The organism is Paraburkholderia sp. BR10141 (assembly GCF_056155635.1).
Genome location: NZ_JBMIQH010000030.1, coordinates 21,960 through 42,565 on the forward strand (window position 1 = coordinate 21,960; position 20,606 = coordinate 42,565).

Sequence of the window (20,606 nt, forward strand, 5' to 3'; positions counted from 1 at the left end):
TGGATATGTCACGAAAACCCTGGATCGCGGCGGCCTTGATCGCCGTCTGCGCCACGCTGCTCGCGGCGTGCGACCAGCAAAAGGTCGCCGACGCCGTCAACGCGATCAAGCCCGATTCGATGGCGTTCGGCGGCCTGCGCATTGGCGTGTCGACGGTCGAGGACGTGCGCCGGCAGGCGGGCAAGCCCGAAATGGTGTGGGAGGACGACGACGGCGCGCAGCGCCTCGAATACCCGCGCGGGCCCAACGGCCTCACCACGTGGATGCTCGACTTCGACGCGAACGGCAAGCTCGTGGCGATGACCCAGGCGCTCACGGCGCAGAATATCGCTCAGGTCGTGCCTGGCATGACGCAGGACGAAGTGCGGCGCCTGCTCGGCAAGCCGGCCACGGTAGCAAAATATGCGCTGAGCCACGAGGAAGTGTGGAGCTGGCACTGGGCCGAAGGCGGTGTGGCGGGGGACGGCATGTTCAACGCCCATTTCGCGCCGGATGGGCTCGTGATCAGGACCTCGCGCTCGGACGCACCGGGTCACGAGCAGCATTGAGTCGGCGAGCGCATCGATCGCGCCAGCCGCAAGGAGAAAGCAGATGAAACGTATCGCGTTGCTATGGCATGTGGTGAAGGGCGATGCGCGCGTGCTGTGGCACGCGCTGCGCCAGCCGGGGCGTCCCGTGTGGCTCGTGCCCGCCACGGCGCTGCTCGCGCTCTATGCGCTCGACCCGTTCAACATCGCGATGCCGGTCGCCGGTGTCGTGGACGACGGCATCATCGTGCCGCTCGTGCTGCACCTGATCGTGCGTTGCCTGCCTGCGCATTTGCGCCAGCCGCAGCCTCGCCAGGCACGCGCATAAAAAAACGGCTGAAGCCACGCTTCAGCCGTCTTCTACTGAGGGAGCGCTCGCTCACTCCACTTGCGCCGCGGGCGCCGCGCGCCCGCGCTTCGCATCCCACCACACGCGCAGCCGGTCCATGTACAGGTACACCACCGGCGTCGTATAGAGCGTGAGCATCTGGCTCACGATCAGCCCGCCCACGATCGAGATACCGAGCGGCGCGCGCAACTCCGCACCTTCGCCGCGCCCGAACGCGAGCGGCAGCGCGCCGAGCAGCGCCGCGCAGGTCGTCATCATGATCGGCCGGAAGCGCAGCAGGCAGGCCTGGTGAATCGCGTCGCGCGAACTCAGCCCCTCACGCGAGGCCTGGATCGCGAAGTCCACCATCATGATCGCGTTCTTCTTCACGATGCCGATCAGCAGAATCACGCCGATCAGCGCGATGATGCTGAACTCCGTCTTGAAGAGCAGCAGCGCGAGCAGCGCGCCCACGCCCGCCGAGGGCAGGGTGGAGAGAATCGTGAGCGGGTGGATATAGCTCTCGTACAGAATGCCCAACACGATATACACGGCCGCGAGCGCCGCGAGAATCAGCAGCGGCTGGTTGTCGAGCGACTGCTGGAACGCCTGCGCCGTGCCCTGGAAGCTGCCGTGGATCGTCGCGGGCATGCCGATCTCGCCCATCGTGTCGTAGATCGCCTGGGTGGCGTCGGAGAGCGATTTGCCGGGCGGCAGGTTGAACGAGATCGTCGAGGCCACGAACTGGCTCTGGTGATTCACCGAAAGCGGCGTCGTGCCGGGGCCGAACGAGGCGAGCGACGAGAGCGGCACCATCGTTTCCTTCGACGTGGACACAGCCGCGCCCGACGACGCGCTCGACTTGCCGCTCGCGGCGAGCGAGTTGGTCGCGAGGTTGCGCGCGGAGTCGGCTGCGATGGCCGCGGCGCTCGTCGCCGTGGTGGCGGCCGTGCCGCCCGTCTTGGCGGTGGTGGGGCCCGTCACCGTGCCCGCCGTCGCGTTGGTGCTCTGCGCGCCGCTGGCCGTGCCGCCCGAGGTGCTCACCCAGATCTCGTTGAGCATGGTCGGGCTCTGCCAGTATTTCGGCGCGACTTCCATCACCACGTGGTACTGGTTGAGCGGGTTGTAGATCGTCGAGACCTGGCGCTGGCCGAACGCGTCGTAAAGCGTGTTGTCGATCTGCGAGGGCGTGATGTTCAGCCGCGCGGCGCTCTGCCGGTCGATGTTGATCATCGATTCGAGGCCGCCTTGCTGCTGGTCCGAATTCACGTCGGCGAGTTCGGGGCGCGCCTGCAGCGCTTCGGTGAGCTTCGGCCCCCACTTGTAGAGGTCGGCGGTGTTGTCCGCGAGCAGCGTGAACTGGTACTGCGCGTTCGACTGCCGGCCGCCCACGCGAATATCCTGCACCGCTTGCAGGAAGGTGCGCGCGCCCGCCACATTCGAGAGCGGCCCGCGCAGTTGCGCGATCACTTCGTCGGCGGAAGCCTTGCGCTCGCTCTTGGGCTTGAGCGAGACGAACATGAAGCCCGAGTTGGTCGCGCGCCCGCCGGAGAATCCCGCGACCGATTCCACCGCCGGGTTCGCCTGCACGACGCGCATCATCTCGGCGAACTTCACCTTCATCGCCTGGAACGAGGTGGCCTGGTCGGCCTGGATGCCGCCGACGAGGCGCCCCGTGTCCTGCTGCGGGAAGAAGCCCTTGGGCACGATCACGTAGAGCGCGACGTTCAGCGCGATGGTCGCGACGAGCGTGAGCAGGATGACGAACGGATGCGCCAGCGCCCAGCCGAGCGTGCGCTCGTAGCCGCCCTGCATGCGCTGGAAGCCGCGCTCGAGCCACTGCGCGAAGCGGCCTTCTTCCTTCTTCTCGTGCGCTTCTTCGAGCAGGCGCGAGCACATCATCGGCGTGAGCGTGAGCGATACAGCGAGCGACACCGCAATGGCGAGCGAGAGCGTGAGCGCGAACTCGCGGAACAGGCGCCCGACGATGCCGCCCATCAGCAAAATGGGCAGGAACACGGCGACGAGCGAGACGCTGATCGAGAGCACCGTGAAGCCCACTTCGCGCGCGCCGAGCAGCGCCGCCTTCATGCGCGGCACGCCGTTTTCGATATGCCGCGAGATGTTCTCGAGCACGACGATGGCGTCGTCGACGACGAAGCCGGTCGCGATGGTGAGCGCCATCAGCGAGAGGTTGTCGAGCGAAAAGCCCATCAGGTACATCGCCGCGAAGGTGCCGATGATCGAGATGGGCACGGCCACGCTCGGAATGAGCGTCGCGCGCCAGTTGCGCAGGAACAGGAACACCACCATCACGACGAGCGCCACGGCGATGATGAGCGTGCGCTCGGTGTCCTTGAGCGAGGAGCGGATCGTGACCGAGCGGTCGGACGTCGGGATCACCTCGACGTCGGCGGGCAGCGACGCCTTGAGCTGCGGCAGCATGGCGACCACGCGGTCCACGGTCTCGATGATGTTCGCGCCCGGCTGGCGGTAGAGGATCACGAGCACGGAACGCTTGCCGTTGGCGAGTCCGATGTTGCGCAGGTCTTCCACCGAATCGACCACTTCGCCCACGTCGGAGAGCTTCACGCCCGCGCCGTTGCGGTAGGCGATCACGAGGTCCTTGTACTGGCTCGCCTTGCTCGCCTGGTCATTGGTGTAGAGCTGAAAGCGCTGCGGACCGAATTCGATATCGCCCTTGGGGCTGTTCGCGTTGGCCGAGGCGAGCGCGGCGCGCACGTCCTCGAGGCCGATGCCGTAGTGAAAGAGCGCATGCGGCTCCAGCTCCACGCGCACGGCCGGATTGGCCGAGCCGCTCACGTCGACTTCGCCCACGCCGTCCACCTGCGAGAGCGACTGCTGCAGCACCGTCGCCGCCGAGTCGTAGAGCTGGCCCGCGCTCAACGTGGGCGAGGTGAGCGCGAGAATCAGAATCGGCGCGTCGGCGGGGTTGACCTTGTGGTAGGTCGGGTTCTGCCGCAGGCTCGTGGGCAGGTCCGCGCGCGCGGCGTTGATCGCCGCCTGCACGTCGCGCGCCGCACCGTCGATGTCGCGGTTCAGGCCGAATTGCAGCGTGATGCGCGTGCTGCCCACCGAGCTTTGCGAGGTCATCTCAGAGACGTCGGCGATCGAGCCCAGATGCCGCTCCAGCGGGCTCGCCACGCTGGTTGCCACCGTTTCGGGGCTTGCGCCCGGCAAGGTGGCCTGCACGGAGATGGTCGGAAAGTCCACCTGCGGCAAGGGCGCGACCGGCAGCTTCGTGAACGCGAAGAGGCCGGCCAGCGCGATGCCGACGGCGAGCAGCGTGGTCGCGACGGGGCGCGAGATGAACGGGCGCGAGAGATTCATCGCGTCAGCTCTCCGACGAAGACGACGCCGCGCCGTGCGAACCGCCGCCAAAGCGCTGGCGCAGACGCTGCGCGATCCGGTCGAACGCGAGGTAGATCACCGGCGTCGTGAAGAGCGTGAGCGCCTGGCTCACGATCAGGCCGCCCGCAATCGCGATGCCGAGCGGCCGGCGCAGCTCGCTGCCCGCGCCGTAGCCGAGGATCAGCGGCACGGCGCCGAGCAGCGCCGCCATCGTCGTCATCATGATCGGCCGGAAGCGCAGCAGACACGCCTGGTAGATCGCCTCGCGCGGCGGCTTGCCTTCGTGGCGCTCGGCCTCGAGCGCGAAGTCGATCATCATGATGGCGTTCTTCTTCACGATGCCGATCAAGAGCACGATGCCGATGATGCCGATGATGTCGAGGTCGTGCCCGGTCAGGATCAGCGCGAGCAAAGCGCCGATCCCGGCCGACGGCAGCGTCGAGAGAATCGTGATGGGATGCACGAAGCTCTCGTACAACACGCCGAGCACGATATACATCGTGACGATGGCCGCGAGGATCAGGAACAGCTCGTTGGACAGCGACGCCTGGAACGCGAGCGCGGCGCCCTGGAAGCGGGTCTGGAACGAGCCCGGCAGGCCGATGTCTTTTTCCGCCTGCTCGATCGCCTTCACCGCCGCGCCGAGCGAGGCGCCCTGAGCCAGGTTGAACGAGATCGTCGTGGCCGGGAACTGCGAGAGATGCGTGACCAGCAGCGGCGCGGGCCGCTCGTGGAACTTCGCGATGGCCGAGAGCGGCACCTGGCCCGTGCTCGAGGTCGAGGAGGGCAGGTAGATCGAATTCAGCGCGTCGGTGTAGTGCTGCAGAACCGGATCGGCTTCCAGAATCACGCGGTACTGGTTCGACTGCGTGAAGATCGTCGAGATGATGCGCTGGCCGTAGGCGTCGTAGAGCGCGTTGTCCACCGTCGCGGGCGTGATGCCGTAGCGCGCGGCGCTCGCGCGGTCGATCTCGATGAACACCGAGCTGCCCTGGTCCTGCAGGTCGGTCGCCACGTCCGCGAGTTCGGGCAGTTGCTTCAGGCGCTGCACGAGCTTCGGCACCCAGGTCGTGAAGTCCTGGATGTTCGGCGTGGTGAGCATGAACTGATACTGCGTGGGGCTCACCGTCGAGTCGATCGTGAGGTCCTGCACCGGCTGCATATAGAGCGTCGCGCCCGGCACGTGGGCCACGCTCGTTTGCAGGTCGCGGATAATCTCGCTCGCCGTTTCGCTGCGGTCGTCGCGCGGCTTCAGGTTGATGAGCATGCGGCCGCTGTTGAGCGTGATATTGGTGCCGTCCACGCCGATGAACGAGGTGAGGCTCTCGACGTTCTCGTTCTTGAGAATTTCCGCGGCGAGCGCCTGCTGGCGCTCGGCCATCGACGCATACGACACCGATTGCGGCATCTGGGTGATGGCCTGGATCACGCCCGTGTCCTGCACGGGGAAGAAACCCTTGGGCACGATCACGTAGAGAATGCCGGTGAGCACGAGTGTGATGAGGAACACGATCATTGTGAGGCGCTGGCGTGCGAGCACCCATTCGAGCGCCACGCCGTAGCGGCCGATCACATAGTCGAAGAACGCATGCACGCGCGCCTCGAAGCGGTGGCTTTCGGGCGGCGGCGTGTGGCGCAGCATTTTCGCGCACATCATCGGCACGAGCGTGAGCGAGACCACGGCCGAGATCACGATCGTCACCGCGAGCGTGATGGCGAATTCGTGGAACAGGCGGCCCACCACGTCGCCCATGAACAGCAGCGGAATCAGCACGGCGATCAGCGACACCGTCAGCGAGATGATGGTGAAGCCGATCTGCTTCGAACCCTTTAGCGCCGCTTCGAGCGGCGTGTCGCCCGCCTCCACGTAGCGCGCGATGTTCTCGATCATGACGATGGCGTCGTCCACCACGAAACCGGTCGCGATGGTGAGCGCCATCAACGACAGGTTGTCGAGCGAGAAGCCGCACAGGTACATGACCGCGAGCGTGCCGATCAGCGATAGCGGCACCGAAAGGCTCGGAATGATCGTGGCGTAGATGTTCGCGAGGAACAGGTACATCACGAGCACCACGAGCACCACCGACATCAGCAGCTCGAACTGCACGTCGCGCACCGAGGCGCGGATCGTGGTGGTGCGGTCGGTGACGATCTGCACGTCGAGCGAAGAGGGCAGCGATTCCTGCAGTTGCGGCAGGAGCGCCTTGATGCTGTCCACCACCTGGATCACGTTCGCGCCCGGCTGGCGCTGCACGTTCAGGATGATCGCGGGGGTGCCGTCGGCCCACGCGCCGAGCTTGGTGTTCTCCGCGCCCTGCACGATGTTCGCGACATCGGTGAGCATGACGGGGCGGCCGTTGCGGTAGGCGATTACCGCGTCCTTGTAGGCGTCGGCGTCGGTCAGCTGGTCGTTCGCGTTGATCGTGTAGGCGCGCGTGGGGCCGTCGAAGTTGCCCTTGGGCGTGTTGACGTTCAGGTTCGAAATGCTCGTGCGCAGGTCGTCGAGGTTCAGGCCGTAGGCCGCGAGCGCGCGCGGATTCGCCTGGATGCGCACGGCCGGGCGCTGGCCGCCCGAGAGGCTCACGAGGCCCACGCCCGCCACCTGCGAGATTTTCTGCGCGAGGCGGGTGTCGGCGAGATCCTGGATCTGCGTGAGCGGCAGCGTCTTCGAGGTGATCGCGAGCGTGAGGATCGGCGCGTCGGCGGGGTTGACCTTGGCGTAGATCGGCGGCGCGGGCAGGTCCGAGGGCAGCAGGTTGCCGGCCGCGTTGATGGCGGCCTGCACTTCCTGTTCGGCCACGTCGAGCGGCAGGTCGAGGCTGAACTGGAGCGTGATGACCGAGGAGCCCGCCGAACTCTGCGACGACATCTGGTTGAGCGACGGCATCTGCCCGAACTGACGTTCGAGCGGCGCCGTGACCGAGGACGTCATCACGTCCGGACTCGCCCCCGGGTAGAAGGTCTGCACCTGGATGGTCGGGTAATCGACTTCGGGCAGCGCGGAAAGCGGCAGAAAGCGCAGCGCGACGAGACCGACCAGCATGATCGCCGCCATGAGCAGCGCCGTGCCGACCGGCCGCAGGATAAAGGCGCGGGATGGATTCATGCTGGCTTACTGGGCTTGCGTCTGCGAGGCGTGGCGATGGCCATGACGCGCGCCGGAGGCCGCGCCGGCCCCTGATGCGCCTTGCGCGCCCGCGGCTCCCGACGCTCCCGACGCTCCCTTGGCGTGTTGCGGATGCTCGGCGGGAATCGTGATCTTCGCGCCTTCGCGCAGACGGTCGGAGCCGTCGGTCACGACGCGCTCGCCCACGGTGAGGCCCGAGGCGATGCTGGTGCGTTCGGCATCGACGGGGCCGACCTTCACGAGCCGCACCGTCACCGTGTTATCGGGTTTCGCGACATAGACGTACTGCCCCTGCGAGCCGTTGAGCACGGCCGAAGTGGGCACGATCACGGCGTCGTGGATCGTATCGACGAGCAGGCGCGCGTTCACGAACTGGTTCGGAAAGAGCCCCTGCTCATGGTTCGTAAAGCTCGCGCGCAGCTTGACGGTGCCCGTGGTGGTGTCGATCTGGTTGTCGATGGTCTGGAGCGAGCCGGCTTCGAGCAGCGTCGTGTTGCTGCGGTCGTAGGCCGTGACCGACATTTTCGTGCCCGCGCGCAGCTGCTTCATGATGGGGGGCAGGTTGTCCTCCGAAGTCGTGAAGATCACGCTGATCGGCTCGAGCTGCGTGAGCACGACGATGCCGTTGGTGTCGCTGGGCGTCACGTAGTTGCCCGGATCGACCTGGCGCAGGCCCACGCGGCCCGAGACGGGCGCCGTGATGCGCGCGTAGGTCAGGTCGAGCTTGTAGGTATCGACGCTGGCCTGATCGGACTTGACGGTGCCCTCATATTGCTTGACGAGCGAGGCCTGGGTGTCGACCTGCTGGCTCGCGATCGAGTCTTGCGAGAGCAGCGTCTGGTAGCGCTTGAGGTCGAGGCGCGCCGTGGCGAGCAGCGCCTGGTCGCGCGCGAGCTGGCCTTCGGCGTTGGCGAGCGAGATCTGGTAGGGGCGCGGGTCGATCTGGGCGAGCACGTCGCCCTTTTTCACCATCTGGCCTTCCTGGAAGTACACGTCCTGAAGCGTGCCGGATAGTTGCGTGCGCACCGTGATGTCGGCAAGCGGCGTGACCGTGCCGAGCGCGGTGATGACGATGGGCATGTCGCCGGCCTTCGCCGTCGCCACGCTCACGGGCTGCGGCATGTTGGCCATGGCGCCCGGACCGCCGCGCCGCGCGTGCGCGCCGGCCGCCGGTGCGGCGTTGCCGCCCGAGAGCGCCTTGTTCCACGGCTGCCAGCGCGCGAGCACGATGCCGGCGATCACGATGACCACACCCAGTGCGATGAACTTGCCCTTGCCGCGCCTCGCGGCGACCGGAGCGGGGGACTGCGGCGTCGTGTCTTTACGGGGGGAATCCGGGCGCTTTTCTTGTTGATCCATCGGTCAGGTCGGTAACAGGTTCTCGAAGCGGGGTTCTCGAAGGCTCTTGGCGGAGCGCACTACAGGGGGCCGGCCGCGAAGCGCTTGCACAAGCGCGCCGCAGCGCATGGCGCCGGCGCAGCGGCGCGCGCCGATGCCACCCAGGCCGTGCGCTAGCAAGATGTCAGGACGCGCCGCGCTGCGGCCCGGGTGCCGCGCCATGCGCTCACGGGCATGGACGGCGTCGCTGGCGGCTGGCTGGCGTAACGGGCGAAGGGCGGCGGCGCGGCTGGCCCTTGCCGCCAAAAAGCATGATGCTACGTTGCCCCCTTCGTTACAGTCCAGTGCCGTTTCTTTCGAGACGTTACGAGCGTTACACCCTTCGAGTGCTTTTTGTAAGGCGCAGCCGCTCGTGTTGTCAGGTCGCGTGGGGCAGGCGCAGGGCGCCGCCGATTTCGTCGACGACGTGCGCAACGCATTCGCGCATCAGCGGCACGACGTGGCTGACGAGCCACTCGCGCGGGCACTGCTGCGCGGCGCCGCCGCAGTTGATGGCGTAGATCTCGCCGTTGGGACCCGCGAACGCCGTGGCGATGGCGTTGAGCCCTTCGTACCATTCGCCGATCGCGAGCCCGTAGCCGTGGGCGGCGGTCTCGGCGAGCGCGGCGTCGAGACGACTGCCGAAGACGCCCCAGTCGTTGCCGGTCGAAGTCTGCAACGCGGCGGTGAGTTCCGCGCGCGCGTGCGGGTCGAGCGCGGCGAGGTAGGCGCGTCCGACGGCGGTGCGGCCCATGTCGATGCGCGAGCCGACCTCGAGGCGCGTGACGAGCACGGCGGTGCGCGGGCGGATCGCGTCGATCACGACCATGTCCAGACGGTCGCGCACGGTCAGGTGCACCGAGAGCGCGGTGCGCTCGGCCAGCCGCGTGAGAAACGGCCGCGCCCGGCTGCGGATGTCGGCGTTGCGCAGGAAGCCGTTGGACAGCTCGAGCACCGACGAAGTGAGCACGAAGCGTTCGCTGTCGGGCAGCCGGGCGAGAAAGCCCGTGCTCACGAGCGTGCCCGTGAGGCGCGAAAGCGTGGGCTTGGGAATGCCCGTCAGTTCGGTCAGTTCGCGGTTGCTGAGCGGCGCGTCGGCGGCCGCGACGCAGCGCAGGACGGCAAGGCCGCGCGCGAGCGCCGTCACTTCGTCGGCGCCGCCGTCTTTATCTCGCGGAGCGTCTTCAGGAAGGCGCGAATCGGGTGCGGAAGTCATTGGCGGGACAATTTTCCGAAACAGGATTTCAGTTTTGAGATTTCGCGCGAGGCGTTACAAAGTCAGCGCGGGCGTGTCGCGCGATACAGCCGTTTGCGTTCGATCAATGCGGCGCTCCCTAAATTAGGGCGCTAATTCTCAGACGATTGTAATGGATGCCAGAAGCTCGACGATTGGCGCATTTTGGCGAGATTTTGCTTGACTTAGTCAGCATGTAGGTAAAAAATGGAATGCGATTTCGGCAATCCGCCTCGACCCCGCAAAATTGCGGGGTTTTAATGTGCCATGCGGTATGCAATTCGCATAATTGCGCATCTTTTTCCGACGGCACGGCGCATCCGAATACCGGCTCTCAGGTTCTAGCACGGCCCTCGGAATGGCTAGAACTTTTCAAGGCGCCACGTGCAAACGTGGCGCTTTTTTTTCCGCCGGCTCCAAATCCACGAACGTGCGCCAGGCCGCCGATCACGCGACCTCGCCGCTGAAGCGCTCCCGCAACTCACGCTTGAGCACCTTGCCGATCGGGCTGCGCGGTAGGGCGTCGACGATCACCACGTCGGCAAGCCGCTGCATCTTCCCCAATTGCCCGTTGGCCCAAGCGGCGAGCGTGACGGCGGTCAATGCCGAACCGCGCCGGAGCGTGACGAACGCCACCGGCGTTTCGCCCCAGCGCGCCGATGGAACGCCAACCACCGCGGATTCGGCGACTTCGGGGTGTCGGGCGAGCACCTGTTCCAGATCACTTGGATAGATGTTGAAGCCGCCCGAGATGATCATGTCCTTCTTGCGGTCCATCAGCACGAGGAAGCCGTCTTCGTCGAAGCGGCCGACATCCCCGGTTCGAATGAAGCGCCGCCCATCGCCGTCGTACCACTCGGCTTGCGCCGTCTTGTCCGGTTGCCGGTAGTAGCCGGTCATCATGGCAGGCGAGCGCCCGACGATTTCACCGGCTTCCCCGGCGGCGACCTCGCGTCCGTCGGCATCGATCAGGCGCATTTCATGGCCGTTCAGCGGGCGGCCAACGGTGTGCAGCTTGTCGGGAAACTCGTCCGCGCAAAGCTCGCATGACGCGCCGCCTTCGGTCATGCCATAGAACTCGGTGAGTTTGCCCGGCCACCTGCGCAGGGCGTCCGCCTTGAGGGCCGCCGCGAACGGCGCGCTCGTGCAGAACTTCGAATGGAAGCTGGACAGGTCGTAGCGATCGAAGTCCGGATGGCCGAGGATGCGTTGGTATTGCACCGGAACCAGCATGGTGTGCGTGACGTGCTTGCGCTCGGCAAGCTCGAGATATTGCTTCGCATCGAACTTCGGCATGAGGACGACCGTTCCGCCGAGCGCGAGCGTCGGGAAGAAGCTCACCAGCGTGGTGTTCGAATAGAGGGGCGTCGCAATCAAGGTGACGGCGTGCGGCCCGTATCCGCGCTCGAGACTTCGCAGCGTATAGGCATAACGCATCGCGTGCGACTGGACGATCCCTTTGGGCGCGCCCGTCGTGCCGGACGAGTAAATGATGTTGAACGCCCACTCCGGCCGAATTTCCACGTGCGAGGGCGCGGCGCCCACGGGCGCGAGCCACGCATCGAATTGCCCGGCTGCACCGATGTCGACGACGCGCAGGGTAGGCGGCAGCGTGACGCCCGCAAGCAACTGGCAAACCGCCGCATCGGCGAAGAGGATTTGCGCCCGCGAGTTCTCCAGCATGGCGACGAGGCTGTCCGCATGCGTGGAGGGCGACAGCGGGGCGACCGCGAGTCCTGCCCGGAGCGCGCCGAAGAAAACGGCGGCATAGGGGATGGAACTCGACGCACAAATGGCCACGACGTCTTCGGGTGCCAGCCCGTCACGCTGCAGCGCGGCCGCACAGCGGTCGATCAGCGCATCGAGCGCGGCGAACGTGACGGTCTCGTCTTCGCAGACAATGGCCGCGCGCGCGCCGTGTTCCGCCGTGCGTTGGCGAATCATGGCGGTCAAGTCGACGAACGGGGAGTCGGGGGACTGCACGGACATGGCCTCATACCTCACTGGAAAGATGTCTTCGCGGGCGTGATGCAGTTCTCTTGCGCAATGGTCTCCCTTTTGATGGGCGCGCGGGCACGCTTCACAGTTTGTGAACGTGCGTTCGATTCTCGGGCTGGTCATTGCGCCAGGCAACGACAATTTTGTTGGACAGACCGTCAAGGCGACTTTGACAGTTCGCCCCCAAGGACGCGGCGTCATGTGAACCGACCTACGTTCCCTTTCTGCCATACCATCGCTCATCACCCGTTCGATGGAGTCGCACATGCTCTCCGAAGAGGAACTGGCGTTGCTCGACGCCATCCGCGAAACCGGCAGCCTGTCGCGCGCGGCGGCACGGCTGAACAAGGCGCCTTCCACGATCTCCCATGCGGCGCGCCAACTCGAGGCGCGCTTCGACGCGCTGCTCTTCGACCGCCGGCGCTACCGGCTGCAGCTCACTCCAGCCGGGCATCTGCTCGCCGAGGATGCGAGCCGCCTGATGCAGGACGTCGCGCGCATGACGCAGCGCGTGCGCCAGGTCGCGAACGGCTGGGAAGACCGCTTGTGGATCGTCACCGACGAGATTCTCGAATTCGAACTGCTCATGCCGGTGATCCGCGACTTCGACGCGCTGCAGTCGGGCGTCAAGCTGCGTTTCACGCACGAGGTGCTTTCCGGCACCTGGGAGGCGCTGCGCGACGGCCGCGCCGATCTCATCGTCGGTGCGACCAACGAACCGCCCGCCATCGACGGCCTGCACTGGTTCGAACTCGGCGTGATGGAGTGGGTGTTCGCGGTGGCGCCTCGCCATCGGCTCGCGGGCGAGAAGGCGCCGCTCACGCGCGAGCGCATGCTGGCCGAGCGCGGCGTAGCGGTCGGCGATTCGGCACGGCTCACGCCGGGCCGCGGCTACGGGCTGCTCGGGGGGCAGGAGGTGCTGGCGGTGCCGTCGATGCGCGCGAAGATCCTCGCGCAGCGCGAGGGCCTGGGTGTCGGCTGGGTGCCGCGGCGGCGCGCGGCGAAGCTCATCGAGCGCGGTGAACTGGTCGCGAAGGTCACGGCGAACCCGCGCGAGCCGAACATGCTTTACGTGGCGTGGCGCGGTGAACACGTGGGACGCGCACTGCAATGGTGGATCGACCGGCTGCGCGAGCCGCGTCTTGCCAGGCGCCTCGTGGACGGAATCGAGGTCACGGGCTGAAGCCGGCTGCCCGTGCAAAACGTTCGACAGATTCGAACGTCTGCGCCAAAACCGTCGTACGGCAGAAAGCGCGCCGCCCGGCAATATGGCATCACAGTCTCAGATCGAGACTATCCCCTTCAAGGAGAACGTCATGAACCGCTTTGCAAACAAAACTGTCCTCGTCACCGGCGGAACCAGCGGCATCGGCCTCGCTGCCGCACAGGCCTATGCCGCCGAAGGCGCGCACGTCATCGTCACGGGCCGCGACGAAGCCGGCCTCGAAGCCGCGCGGCGCGCGCTCGGCCCGAACGCGCACGCGTGGCGCAACGACGCGGCCTCGATCACCGGCGCGCGCGAGCTGGCCGCCGCCGTGCGCGACGCCGGCCTGCGCCTCGACGCGGTGTTCATCAACGCGGGCGTGGCGAAGCTCGCGCCGTTCGAGCAAGTGGACGAAGCGCTCTGGGACGTCACCTTCGACACCAACGTGAAGGGCGCGTACTTCCAGATTCAGTCGCTCCTGCCGGTGCTGAACGACGGTGCGGCCATCGTGCTCAACGGTTCGATCAACGCGCATATCGGCATGCCCACTTCGTCGGTGTATGCGGCGAGCAAGGCCGCGCTGATCTCGCTCGCGAAGACGCTCTCGGCCGAACTGCTGCCGCGCGGCATTCGCGTGAACGTGGTGAGCCCAGGTCCCGTGAAGACGCCGCTCTACAACAAGTTCGGCATGGACGCCGCCGCGCTCGCGGCGGCCGAGGAATCGATTCGTGGGCTGGTGCCGCTCAAGCGCTTTGCGACGGCGGAGGAGATCGCCTCGACCGTGCTGCATCTGAGCGCCGCCGAGTCGGCCTTCATGATCGGCACCGAAGTGATCGTCGCCGGCGGCATGGGCCAGCTTTGATGATCCGTTAGTGATGCGTACGGAATGCGGGCGGCAGGGCGCCGCCCGCGTGAGCGTACTGCGCGTCGGTCAGGAAACCGTTTCGCGTTCCGGCGTGGCCGTGATCTTGTGGATCGACAGGTCGGTGCCGTTGAATTCCTGTTCGCGATCGATGCGCAGCCCAACGAATTTGCGCAGCAGGCCGTACACCACGAGCCCGCCAAGGAAGGCGATCGCGATGCCCGCAATCGTGCCGACGATCTGCGCGCCGAGCGAGACGCCGCCCAGGCCGCCGAGCCAGCGCTGGCCGAAAATGCCCGCGGCGATGCCGCCCCATGCGCCGCACAGGCCGTGCAGCGGCCACACGCCGAGCACGTCGTCGATGCGCCAGCGGTTCTGCACGCAGGTGAACATATAGACGAACAGCGCGCCGGCAACCGCCCCCGTCACGAGCGCGCCGAGCGGATGCATGATGTCCGAGCCCGCGCACACGGCCACGAGCCCCGCGAGCGGCCCGTTGTACGTGAAGCCCGGATCGTTGCGGCCCGCGAACCACGCGGCGAGCGTGCCGCCCACCATCGCCATGAGCGAGTTGACGGCAACAAGACCGCTGATCTTGTCGATGGTCTGCGCGCTCATGACGTTGAAGCCGAACCAGCCCACCGCGAGCACCCATGCGCCCAGCGCGAGGAACGGGATGTTCGAAGGCGGGTGCGCGGCGATGCGGCCGTCGCGCGTATAGCGGCCGTGGCGCGGCCCGAGCAGCAGCACGGCCGGCAGGGCGATCCAGCCGCCGAACGCGTGGACGACTACCGAGCCCGCGAAGTCATGGAACGGCACGCCGAACACGTGCGTCATCGCATCCTCGAAACCGAGGCGGTTGTTCCACACCATCCCCTCGAAGAACGGGTAGATGAAGCCGACGATCACGAAGGTCGCGAACAGCTGCGGATTGAACTTCGAGCGCTCGGCGATGCCGCCCGACACGATGGCCGGAATGGCCGCCGCGAAGGTGAGCAGGAAGAAGAAGCGCACGAGCGCGTAGCCGTTGTGCTCGGCGAGCACGTCCGCGTGCGAGAAGAACTGCACGCCGTAGGCGAGCGTATAGCCGATGAAGAAGTAGGCGATCGTCGAAATCGAAAAATCGACGAGGATCTTCACGAGCGCATTGACCTGGTTCTTCTTGCGCACGGTGCCGAGTTCGAGAAATGCGAACCCCGCGTGCATGGCGAGCACCATGGCGGCCCCCATCAGCAGGAATAGCGTGTCGGTGCCGGTTTTTAGATTGTCCATCTGGCGTACCCAGTTTGCCCAAAATGGCGCATAGTGAGCAAGATATGGGCCAGCTTCAGCGCCAAACTGGTGAATTCGCAGCCAAAGCAGGCGTCAAGCCGGTGCGGCCGTGCACCGATGCGGAAAAATGGCAGGCGCCGTATCGCCGGTGCTGGTGCTGATTTCCGGGGCGTATGCACCACGTTTCGGCACAACCTCCGGGCTCCCGCGCAAAGTTGGGGAACTCACGCGCCAAGTTAGGGCGCTTAATTCGATTTTCCTTTCCGCATCAATGGATTGTCGGCGAATCGAAATCCTCTCGCGTTTTCGCGAGGATAAATTTCGGGCGCACATAGGGCGCAAACGCCGACATAATGGCCGGATTGCCACTTCACGCACGTCCGGTCGCCCGGTACCCGCCACGCAATGCGCCTCACGACCAAAGGGCTTCTGCTGATCGCGATTCCCGCCGTGTTCGAACTGAGCTTGCTGTCGGCCATCGTGAAGGCCGAGACCGACGCCGCCGCCGCGGAGCGCTGGGGCCAGCACAGCCAGGCGGTGCTGGCGCAGGCTTCGCGCGTGCTCGAACCGGTGCTGGTCGAGTCGGTCAAGCTGCGCGGTGCGGTGGCGGCCAACGACACGAGCTATGCCACGCCGGTCTCGATGTGGATGGACGTGGACCGCCGCATCGACCGGCTCGTCGAACTCGTGGCCGATAATCCCACACAGGTCGAGCGCGCCGTGCAGATTCGCCACGCCGTGCAGAACTATCGCCAATGGTCGGACCGCGTGCAGGACCTCTTGCGTTCTGGCCGGCGCGTCGACCTGGCCGAGCGCTTTCGCGCGCTCATGGCCGCCGACGTGCTCGACCGCGTGCGCACGCAGATCGTCTCGTTCCAGACCGAGGAGCGCCGCCTCGACGTATTACGGGTGTCCGCCGCCGAAGCGGCGCGCGCCCAGCAGCAGACGCTCGTGATGACGGCCGTGCTTGGCTCGATCGTGCTGGTTGCGCTTGCCGTCTGGGTCTTTACGCGCGGGGTGCGCGGGCGGCTCGATGCGCTTTCCGACAACGCGAACCGGCTGGCCGCGAACGAACCGCTTGCGCCGCTCACGGCGGGCAACGACGAAATCGCCGAACTCGACCTCACGCTGCACCAGATCAGCCAGCGGCTGATCGAAGCCGAGCGGCTGCGGCTCGGTTTTCAGGCCGACCTTGCACGGCGCGCAGACCAGCTCGCACGCATCAACGAAAACCTTCGCCAGCAGACTCAGGAAAACGAGATGTTCATCCACGGCGTGTCGCACGATCTGCGCGCGCCGCTCGTGAACCTGCAGGGCTTTTCGCGCGAGCTCAATCACGCGTGCAACGACCTGCGCGAGCGTATCGCGCATTCTTCGCTCTCGCCGCAGGTGCGCGCGCGCATCGAGCGCACCATCAACGAGGATATCGGCGAGGCGCTGCGCTATCTGCAAACGGCGGTGCTGCGCGCATCGCACATCATCGACGCGCTGCTGCGGCTCGCGCGCGCGGGGCGCGTGGAGTACCGGCGACAGCGTATCAGTGTGCAGGAACTGGTGCAGCGCGTGGTCGACGCGATGCACGCGTCGATCCGCGCACGCGGCGCGCAGGTGAGCGTGCAAACGCTGCCCGACGTATGGGGCGACCCTACTGCGCTCGAACAGGTGTTTGCAAACCTGATCGGCAACGCGCTCAGCTATCTCGATCCGGCGCGCGACGGGCGCGTCGAGATCGGCACGGCTCATGCACCGCCGGGCGTGGAGTCGCTGCAGATTTTCTATGTGCGCGACAACGGGCTCGGTATTCCCGAGGTCGGCCTGCCGCGGCTCTTTCAGGCGTTTCAGCGCATGCACGGCAACGTGGCGCCAGGCGAGGGCATCGGGCTCGCGCTCGTGCGCCGCGTGGTCGAGCGGCACGGCGGGCGCGTGTGGGTGGAGTCGACGGAAGGCGAGGGGACGACGTTCTATCTGTCGCTGCCCGATGCGCTTGCGGTCGCGCCGCCGTTGCCCGGCGACGCGGAGCAGATCATCAGCGCGCTCGAACGCGCGGAGCGCTCGGAGGCTTCGCCCAGTAGCCTTGCGGAATAAGGTGCGGGCGATGGCGCGGGTGGCGCGAATGCGAAGGCAAGCGAGCGAAGCGAATCGCGGGCGGCACCTGCAACGGCGTTGCGACCACCGGCAGGCGCTTAGACGTCCAGACAAGCGCGCTCTATCGGAGTTGTCCGAATTGGCGGCTGGCGCGCGCGTCGCCCCGTGCGAAACAGGGGCGACGCGCGCGTGGGATCAGCGCTCGCTCACGGCTCGATGCGCGTGCCGAGGAGCACGAGGAACTGGCGCAGCCATTCGGGATGGGCGGGCCACGCGGGCGCGGTGACGAAGGGCGCGTCGGTCACGGCGCTGTCGATGGCGATGTCGGCATATTCGCCGCCGGCGAGCCGCACCTCGGGCGCGCAGGCCGGATAGGCCGAAATGCGCTTGCCGCGGATCACCTCGGCCGCGGCGAGCAGCTGGGCCGCATGGCAGATCGCCGCGATGGGCTTGTTCGCCTGGGCGAAGTGACGCACCATCTCGATGACCTTCGGGTCGAGGCGCAGATATTCGGGCGCGCGTCCCCCTGCGATGGCGAGCGCATCGTAGCTGGCGGCGTCGATTTCGTCGAAAGTCGCGTTGAGCGCGAACTGGTGCCCCGGCTTTTCGGTGTAGGTCTGGTCGCCCTCGAAATCGTGGATGGCGGTCTTCACGCGCTCGCCAGCCTTCTTGCCGGGGCATACCGCATCGACGCGGTGGCCGATTGCCTGCAGCGCCTGGAACGGCACCATCGTTTCATAGTCTTCGGCAAAATCGCCGGTGAGGAACAGGATCTTCTTGACGGCCATCGTTTGTCTCCGGAGGTGGACGGTGGAACAGATCGTGCGCGTGGGCAGTCTACTCCATCATGTTTGACGATTTCGCAAAGCACGGCGTCGCGGGCGCCGCACTGCACACCATCGACTGGCGGCGCTACGTGCCGGGCCGCGATGCGAGCGCGCTGGCCGCGTTGTTCCGCGCGTCCGTGACCACGCTCGCTGCCTCGTTCTACGACGCGGCGCAGCGCAGCGCGTGGGCTGCGGCCGCCGACGATCTCGCGGACTTCGACGCGCGTCTTTCTCGCGGGGTCACGCTCGTGGCGTACTGTGACGGCGCGGCAGCGGCGTTCGGGCAGCTCTTTCCGCTCGATCACGTCGAGATGCTTTACGTCGCGCCGGTGTGGTCGCGCCGCGGCCTCGCGACGCTGTCGCTGGCGCGGCTCGAAGCGCTCGCGCGCGAGGCCCGCTCGACGGTATTGAGTGCCGACGCGAGCGCGGTGTCGCGGCCGATTTTCGAGCGCGCGGGCTTTTCGCTCATTTCGTCGGAGTCGGTGTTGCGCGACGGCGTATCATTGCCGCGTTTTCATCTATGCAAGCCGCTTCATGCGGCGAATTTTTCAGGATGACCATGTATTCGAAGGTTTCGACGCAAAGGCTGACGCTGGCCTCCCTGCTTGTGTGTGCGGCGCTCGCCGGCTGTAACAAGCACGATGCTTCCGCACCCGATCTGAGCAAGCAGTCCGCCGACGCCGTGAAGCAGGCCACGCAGGACGCCGCCAACCAGGCCGCGCAGCAGGCTGCGCAAACGCTCGACAAGGCCGCGAGCTTCGTGAACCAGCAACTCGGTGCAGCGCAGCAGAAGCTCGATTCGGCGGCCTCGCAAGGTCAACAGGCGAGCGCGTCCACGGCCGAGCTGGCTTCGGCGGCGCAGGGCCAGTTGCGCGGCGCGGCAAGCACGGCGCAGGGCTTGCTCGGGCAGGCCGCCGCGGCCACCGGGACCGGCTTGACGAGTGCGGGGCATTCGTTGCAGCGCTGGGCGAGCAACGCGGCCGCGTCGGCGCCGGCATCGGATGCTTCGAAGTAAGGCCGCAGCCGTGCGGGCCGCGGCTGACGGGTTGACGCTACGAATTAATGTAATTATGATGGTTACACTTTTTGGCGCGCGTGGTTCGAACCATTCGTGCGCCGCACAGCAGTGGCAGGTTTGCCGTGAATACGAGTAGCCGTTTCGCTTTTGCCGTTCACGTGCTCGCGCTGCTGGCGCAGCAGGAGGGCGTGCCGCTGTCGTCGGAGATCATCGCGGGCAGCGTGAACACGAATCCCGCGCTGATCCGCCGGCTCCTGTCGATGCTTGCCAGCGCGGGCCTCACGTCGTCGCAACTGGGCGCGGGCGGTGGCGCGCTGCTCGCACGCGAGCCGCAGGCAATCACGCTGCTCGACGTCTACCATGCAGTCGACGACGCGCAGTTGTTCGCCATGCACCGCGAGGAGCCGAATCCGGCCTGCCTCGTCGGGCGTCACATCCAGCAGACGCTGCGCGGCGTGATCGACGACGCACAGCGCGCCATGGAGGCGTCGCTCGCCACGCGCACGCTCGCGGACGTCGTCGACGACATGACGCGCAGCGAGCGCAAGCTCGAACGCGCGCGGGCGCGGCGGGCCTGAGCGGGCTGCGCGCAAGCAGAATCATCAGCGGGGCATTGCCCCGTTTTTTCACCCCCGAAATGTAACTTCGTTAGTTACATAATTACGGAAAACAGGAGTCAGTTCATGAGCAAGACGCTGAAAATCGCCCTCTTTGGCGCAACCGGCATGGTCGGTTCTCGCATCGCCGCCGAAGCGGCGCGCCGCGGCCACCAGGTGAGCGCGCTGGTGCGCCAGCCCGAGCGCGTGGCGGCCGCACCGAACGTCCACGCGGCGAAGGCCGATCTGCTCGACGCGGCGAGCGTCGCAGCCGCGGTGCGCGGTCACGATGTGGTGGCGAGCGCCTATGCGCCGCCCAAGGATCAGCTTGGCGACCTGCTGGTCGCGAGCCGCGCGCTCGTGGAAGGCGTGCGCGCCGCGGGGCTCGAGCGTCTCGTGGTGGTGGGCGGCGCCGGCTCGCTGGAAGTGGCGCCCGGCAAGCAGCTCGTCGATACCGAAGGCTTCCCCGACGCCTACAGGGCGATCGCGCTCGCCCATCGCGAGGCGTTCGACTACTACCGTACCGTCACCGACATCGACTGGACCTTCTTCGCGCCGGCCGCGATCATCGCGCCCGGCGAGCGCACGGGCACATTCCGCACGGGCGCCAATACGCTGATCGCCGATGCGAAGGGCGAGAGCCGCATTTCTGCCGAGGACTACGCAATCGCCTTCGTCGACGAACTCGAGCAGGGCCGCTTCATTCGTCAGATCACAACGGCGGCCTACTGAGGCGCGACGCGGCGCGTCCTGCGCGCTGACAAACTGTTACGCACGCG

At 66.6% G+C, this 20,606-nt stretch carries 16 protein-coding genes; 9 read left to right on the forward strand and 7 right to left on the reverse strand.

Annotated features, from left to right (window positions below):
- Window positions 1-5 precede the first annotated feature (5 nt).
- A complete protein-coding gene (gene bamE, locus ACOJB8_RS31165; protein WP_342945582.1) occupies window positions 6-548 on the forward strand; it encodes an outer membrane protein assembly factor BamE domain-containing protein in 543 nt (180 codons plus the stop codon).
- Window positions 549-591: 43 nt separating this feature from the next.
- Window positions 592-855 carry a hypothetical protein gene (locus tag ACOJB8_RS31170; protein ID WP_475016046.1) on the forward strand — a complete coding sequence of 88 codons (264 nt, stop codon included), beginning with the start codon at window positions 592-594 and terminating at the stop codon, window positions 853-855.
- A 51-nt stretch (window positions 856-906) separates the two neighbouring features.
- Here the strand turns inward: ACOJB8_RS31170 and ACOJB8_RS31175 are convergent, their stop codons facing one another.
- From ACOJB8_RS31175 to ACOJB8_RS31195, 5 genes are all read right to left on the reverse strand, one after another.
- Window positions 907-4,206 carry an efflux RND transporter permease subunit gene (locus ACOJB8_RS31175; protein ID WP_475016047.1) on the reverse strand — a complete coding sequence of 1,100 codons (3,300 nt, stop codon included), beginning with the start codon at window positions 4,204-4,206 and terminating at the stop codon, window positions 907-909.
- A gap of 4 nt (window positions 4,207-4,210) precedes the next feature.
- A complete protein-coding gene (locus ACOJB8_RS31180) occupies window positions 4,211-7,333 on the reverse strand; it encodes an MdtB/MuxB family multidrug efflux RND transporter permease subunit (RefSeq protein WP_475016048.1) in 3,123 nt (1,040 codons plus the stop codon).
- A gap of 6 nt (window positions 7,334-7,339) precedes the next feature.
- Complete coding sequence (locus tag ACOJB8_RS31185) at window positions 7,340-8,713, reverse strand: MdtA/MuxA family multidrug efflux RND transporter periplasmic adaptor subunit (RefSeq protein WP_475016049.1); 1,374 nt, start codon at window positions 8,711-8,713, stop codon at window positions 7,340-7,342.
- Window positions 8,714-9,110: 397 nt separating this feature from the next.
- Window positions 9,111-9,947, reverse strand: coding sequence for an IclR family transcriptional regulator (locus ACOJB8_RS31190; protein ID WP_342945586.1), 837 nt, complete (start codon window positions 9,945-9,947; stop codon window positions 9,111-9,113).
- Window positions 9,948-10,412: 465 nt separating this feature from the next.
- Window positions 10,413-11,954, reverse strand: coding sequence for a class I adenylate-forming enzyme family protein (locus ACOJB8_RS31195; RefSeq protein WP_475016091.1), 1,542 nt, complete (start codon window positions 11,952-11,954; stop codon window positions 10,413-10,415).
- 274 nt (window positions 11,955-12,228) lie between these two features.
- Between ACOJB8_RS31195 and ACOJB8_RS31200 the strand changes: the two genes are divergently transcribed.
- Window positions 12,229-13,146: a LysR family transcriptional regulator gene (locus ACOJB8_RS31200; RefSeq protein ID WP_475016051.1), complete on the forward strand. Its 918-nt coding sequence runs from the start codon at window positions 12,229-12,231 to the stop codon at window positions 13,144-13,146.
- Window positions 13,147-13,279: 133 nt separating this feature from the next.
- Complete coding sequence (locus ACOJB8_RS31205; RefSeq protein ID WP_475016053.1) at window positions 13,280-14,029, forward strand: SDR family oxidoreductase; 750 nt, start codon at window positions 13,280-13,282, stop codon at window positions 14,027-14,029.
- A 69-nt stretch (window positions 14,030-14,098) separates the two neighbouring features.
- Here ACOJB8_RS31205 and ACOJB8_RS31210 read toward each other — a convergent pair whose 3' ends face one another.
- Entirely contained in the window at window positions 14,099-15,301 is a 1,203-nt protein-coding gene (locus ACOJB8_RS31210) for an ammonium transporter (protein WP_475016055.1), read from the reverse strand.
- A gap of 405 nt (window positions 15,302-15,706) precedes the next feature.
- On the opposite strand from ACOJB8_RS31210, the gene ACOJB8_RS31215 reads away from it, so the two are divergent.
- On the forward strand, window positions 15,707-17,386 hold the full coding sequence (locus ACOJB8_RS31215) for a sensor histidine kinase (RefSeq protein WP_475016056.1): 1,680 nt from the start codon (window positions 15,707-15,709) through the stop codon (window positions 17,384-17,386).
- A gap of 206 nt (window positions 17,387-17,592) precedes the next feature.
- Here the strand turns inward: ACOJB8_RS31215 and ACOJB8_RS31220 are convergent, their stop codons facing one another.
- Window positions 17,593-18,174 (reverse strand): DJ-1/PfpI family protein, encoded by a 582-nt coding sequence (locus tag ACOJB8_RS31220; RefSeq protein WP_475016058.1) that lies wholly within the window; start codon window positions 18,172-18,174, stop codon window positions 17,593-17,595.
- Window positions 18,175-18,233: 59 nt separating this feature from the next.
- On the opposite strand from ACOJB8_RS31220, the gene ACOJB8_RS31225 reads away from it, so the two are divergent.
- The 4 genes from ACOJB8_RS31225 to ACOJB8_RS31240 all read left to right on the forward strand — a co-directional run bounded on the left by ACOJB8_RS31225 (window position 18,234) and on the right by ACOJB8_RS31240 (window position 20,559).
- A complete protein-coding gene (locus tag ACOJB8_RS31225; RefSeq protein ID WP_083245542.1) occupies window positions 18,234-18,770 on the forward strand; it encodes a GNAT family N-acetyltransferase in 537 nt (178 codons plus the stop codon).
- 2 nt (window positions 18,771-18,772) lie between these two features.
- Complete coding sequence (locus ACOJB8_RS31230) at window positions 18,773-19,228, forward strand: hypothetical protein (protein WP_475016059.1); 456 nt, start codon at window positions 18,773-18,775, stop codon at window positions 19,226-19,228.
- A 125-nt stretch (window positions 19,229-19,353) separates the two neighbouring features.
- Window positions 19,354-19,809 carry an Rrf2 family transcriptional regulator gene (locus tag ACOJB8_RS31235; protein ID WP_069267928.1) on the forward strand — a complete coding sequence of 152 codons (456 nt, stop codon included), beginning with the start codon at window positions 19,354-19,356 and terminating at the stop codon, window positions 19,807-19,809.
- Window positions 19,810-19,914: 105 nt separating this feature from the next.
- Window positions 19,915-20,559, forward strand: coding sequence for an NAD(P)-dependent oxidoreductase (locus tag ACOJB8_RS31240; protein ID WP_342945594.1), 645 nt, complete (start codon window positions 19,915-19,917; stop codon window positions 20,557-20,559).
- Window positions 20,560-20,606 lie beyond the last annotated feature (47 nt).

Coding starts and splice junctions, on each gene's coding strand:
- bamE (WP_342945582.1), top strand. CDS start 6: ATGTCACGAAAACCCTGGATCGCGGCGGCCTTGATCGCCGTCTGCGCC.
- ACOJB8_RS31170 (WP_475016046.1), top strand. CDS start 592: ATGAAACGTATCGCGTTGCTATGGCATGTGGTGAAGGGCGATGCGCGC.
- ACOJB8_RS31175 (WP_475016047.1), bottom strand. CDS start 4,206: ATGAATCTCTCGCGCCCGTTCATCTCGCGCCCCGTCGCGACCACGCTG.
- ACOJB8_RS31180 (WP_475016048.1), bottom strand. CDS start 7,333: ATGAATCCATCCCGCGCCTTTATCCTGCGGCCGGTCGGCACGGCGCTG.
- ACOJB8_RS31185 (WP_475016049.1), bottom strand. CDS start 8,713: ATGGATCAACAAGAAAAGCGCCCGGATTCCCCCCGTAAAGACACGACG.
- ACOJB8_RS31190 (WP_342945586.1), bottom strand. CDS start 9,947: ATGACTTCCGCACCCGATTCGCGCCTTCCTGAAGACGCTCCGCGAGAT.
- ACOJB8_RS31195 (WP_475016091.1), bottom strand. CDS start 11,954: ATGTCCGTGCAGTCCCCCGACTCCCCGTTCGTCGACTTGACCGCCATG.
- ACOJB8_RS31200 (WP_475016051.1), top strand. CDS start 12,229: ATGCTCTCCGAAGAGGAACTGGCGTTGCTCGACGCCATCCGCGAAACC.
- ACOJB8_RS31205 (WP_475016053.1), top strand. CDS start 13,280: ATGAACCGCTTTGCAAACAAAACTGTCCTCGTCACCGGCGGAACCAGC.
- ACOJB8_RS31210 (WP_475016055.1), bottom strand. CDS start 15,301: ATGGACAATCTAAAAACCGGCACCGACACGCTATTCCTGCTGATGGGG.
- ACOJB8_RS31215 (WP_475016056.1), top strand. CDS start 15,707: ATGCGCCTCACGACCAAAGGGCTTCTGCTGATCGCGATTCCCGCCGTG.
- ACOJB8_RS31220 (WP_475016058.1), bottom strand. CDS start 18,174: ATGGCCGTCAAGAAGATCCTGTTCCTCACCGGCGATTTTGCCGAAGAC.
- ACOJB8_RS31225 (WP_083245542.1), top strand. CDS start 18,234: ATGTTTGACGATTTCGCAAAGCACGGCGTCGCGGGCGCCGCACTGCAC.
- ACOJB8_RS31230 (WP_475016059.1), top strand. CDS start 18,773: ATGTATTCGAAGGTTTCGACGCAAAGGCTGACGCTGGCCTCCCTGCTT.
- ACOJB8_RS31240 (WP_342945594.1), top strand. CDS start 19,915: ATGAGCAAGACGCTGAAAATCGCCCTCTTTGGCGCAACCGGCATGGTC.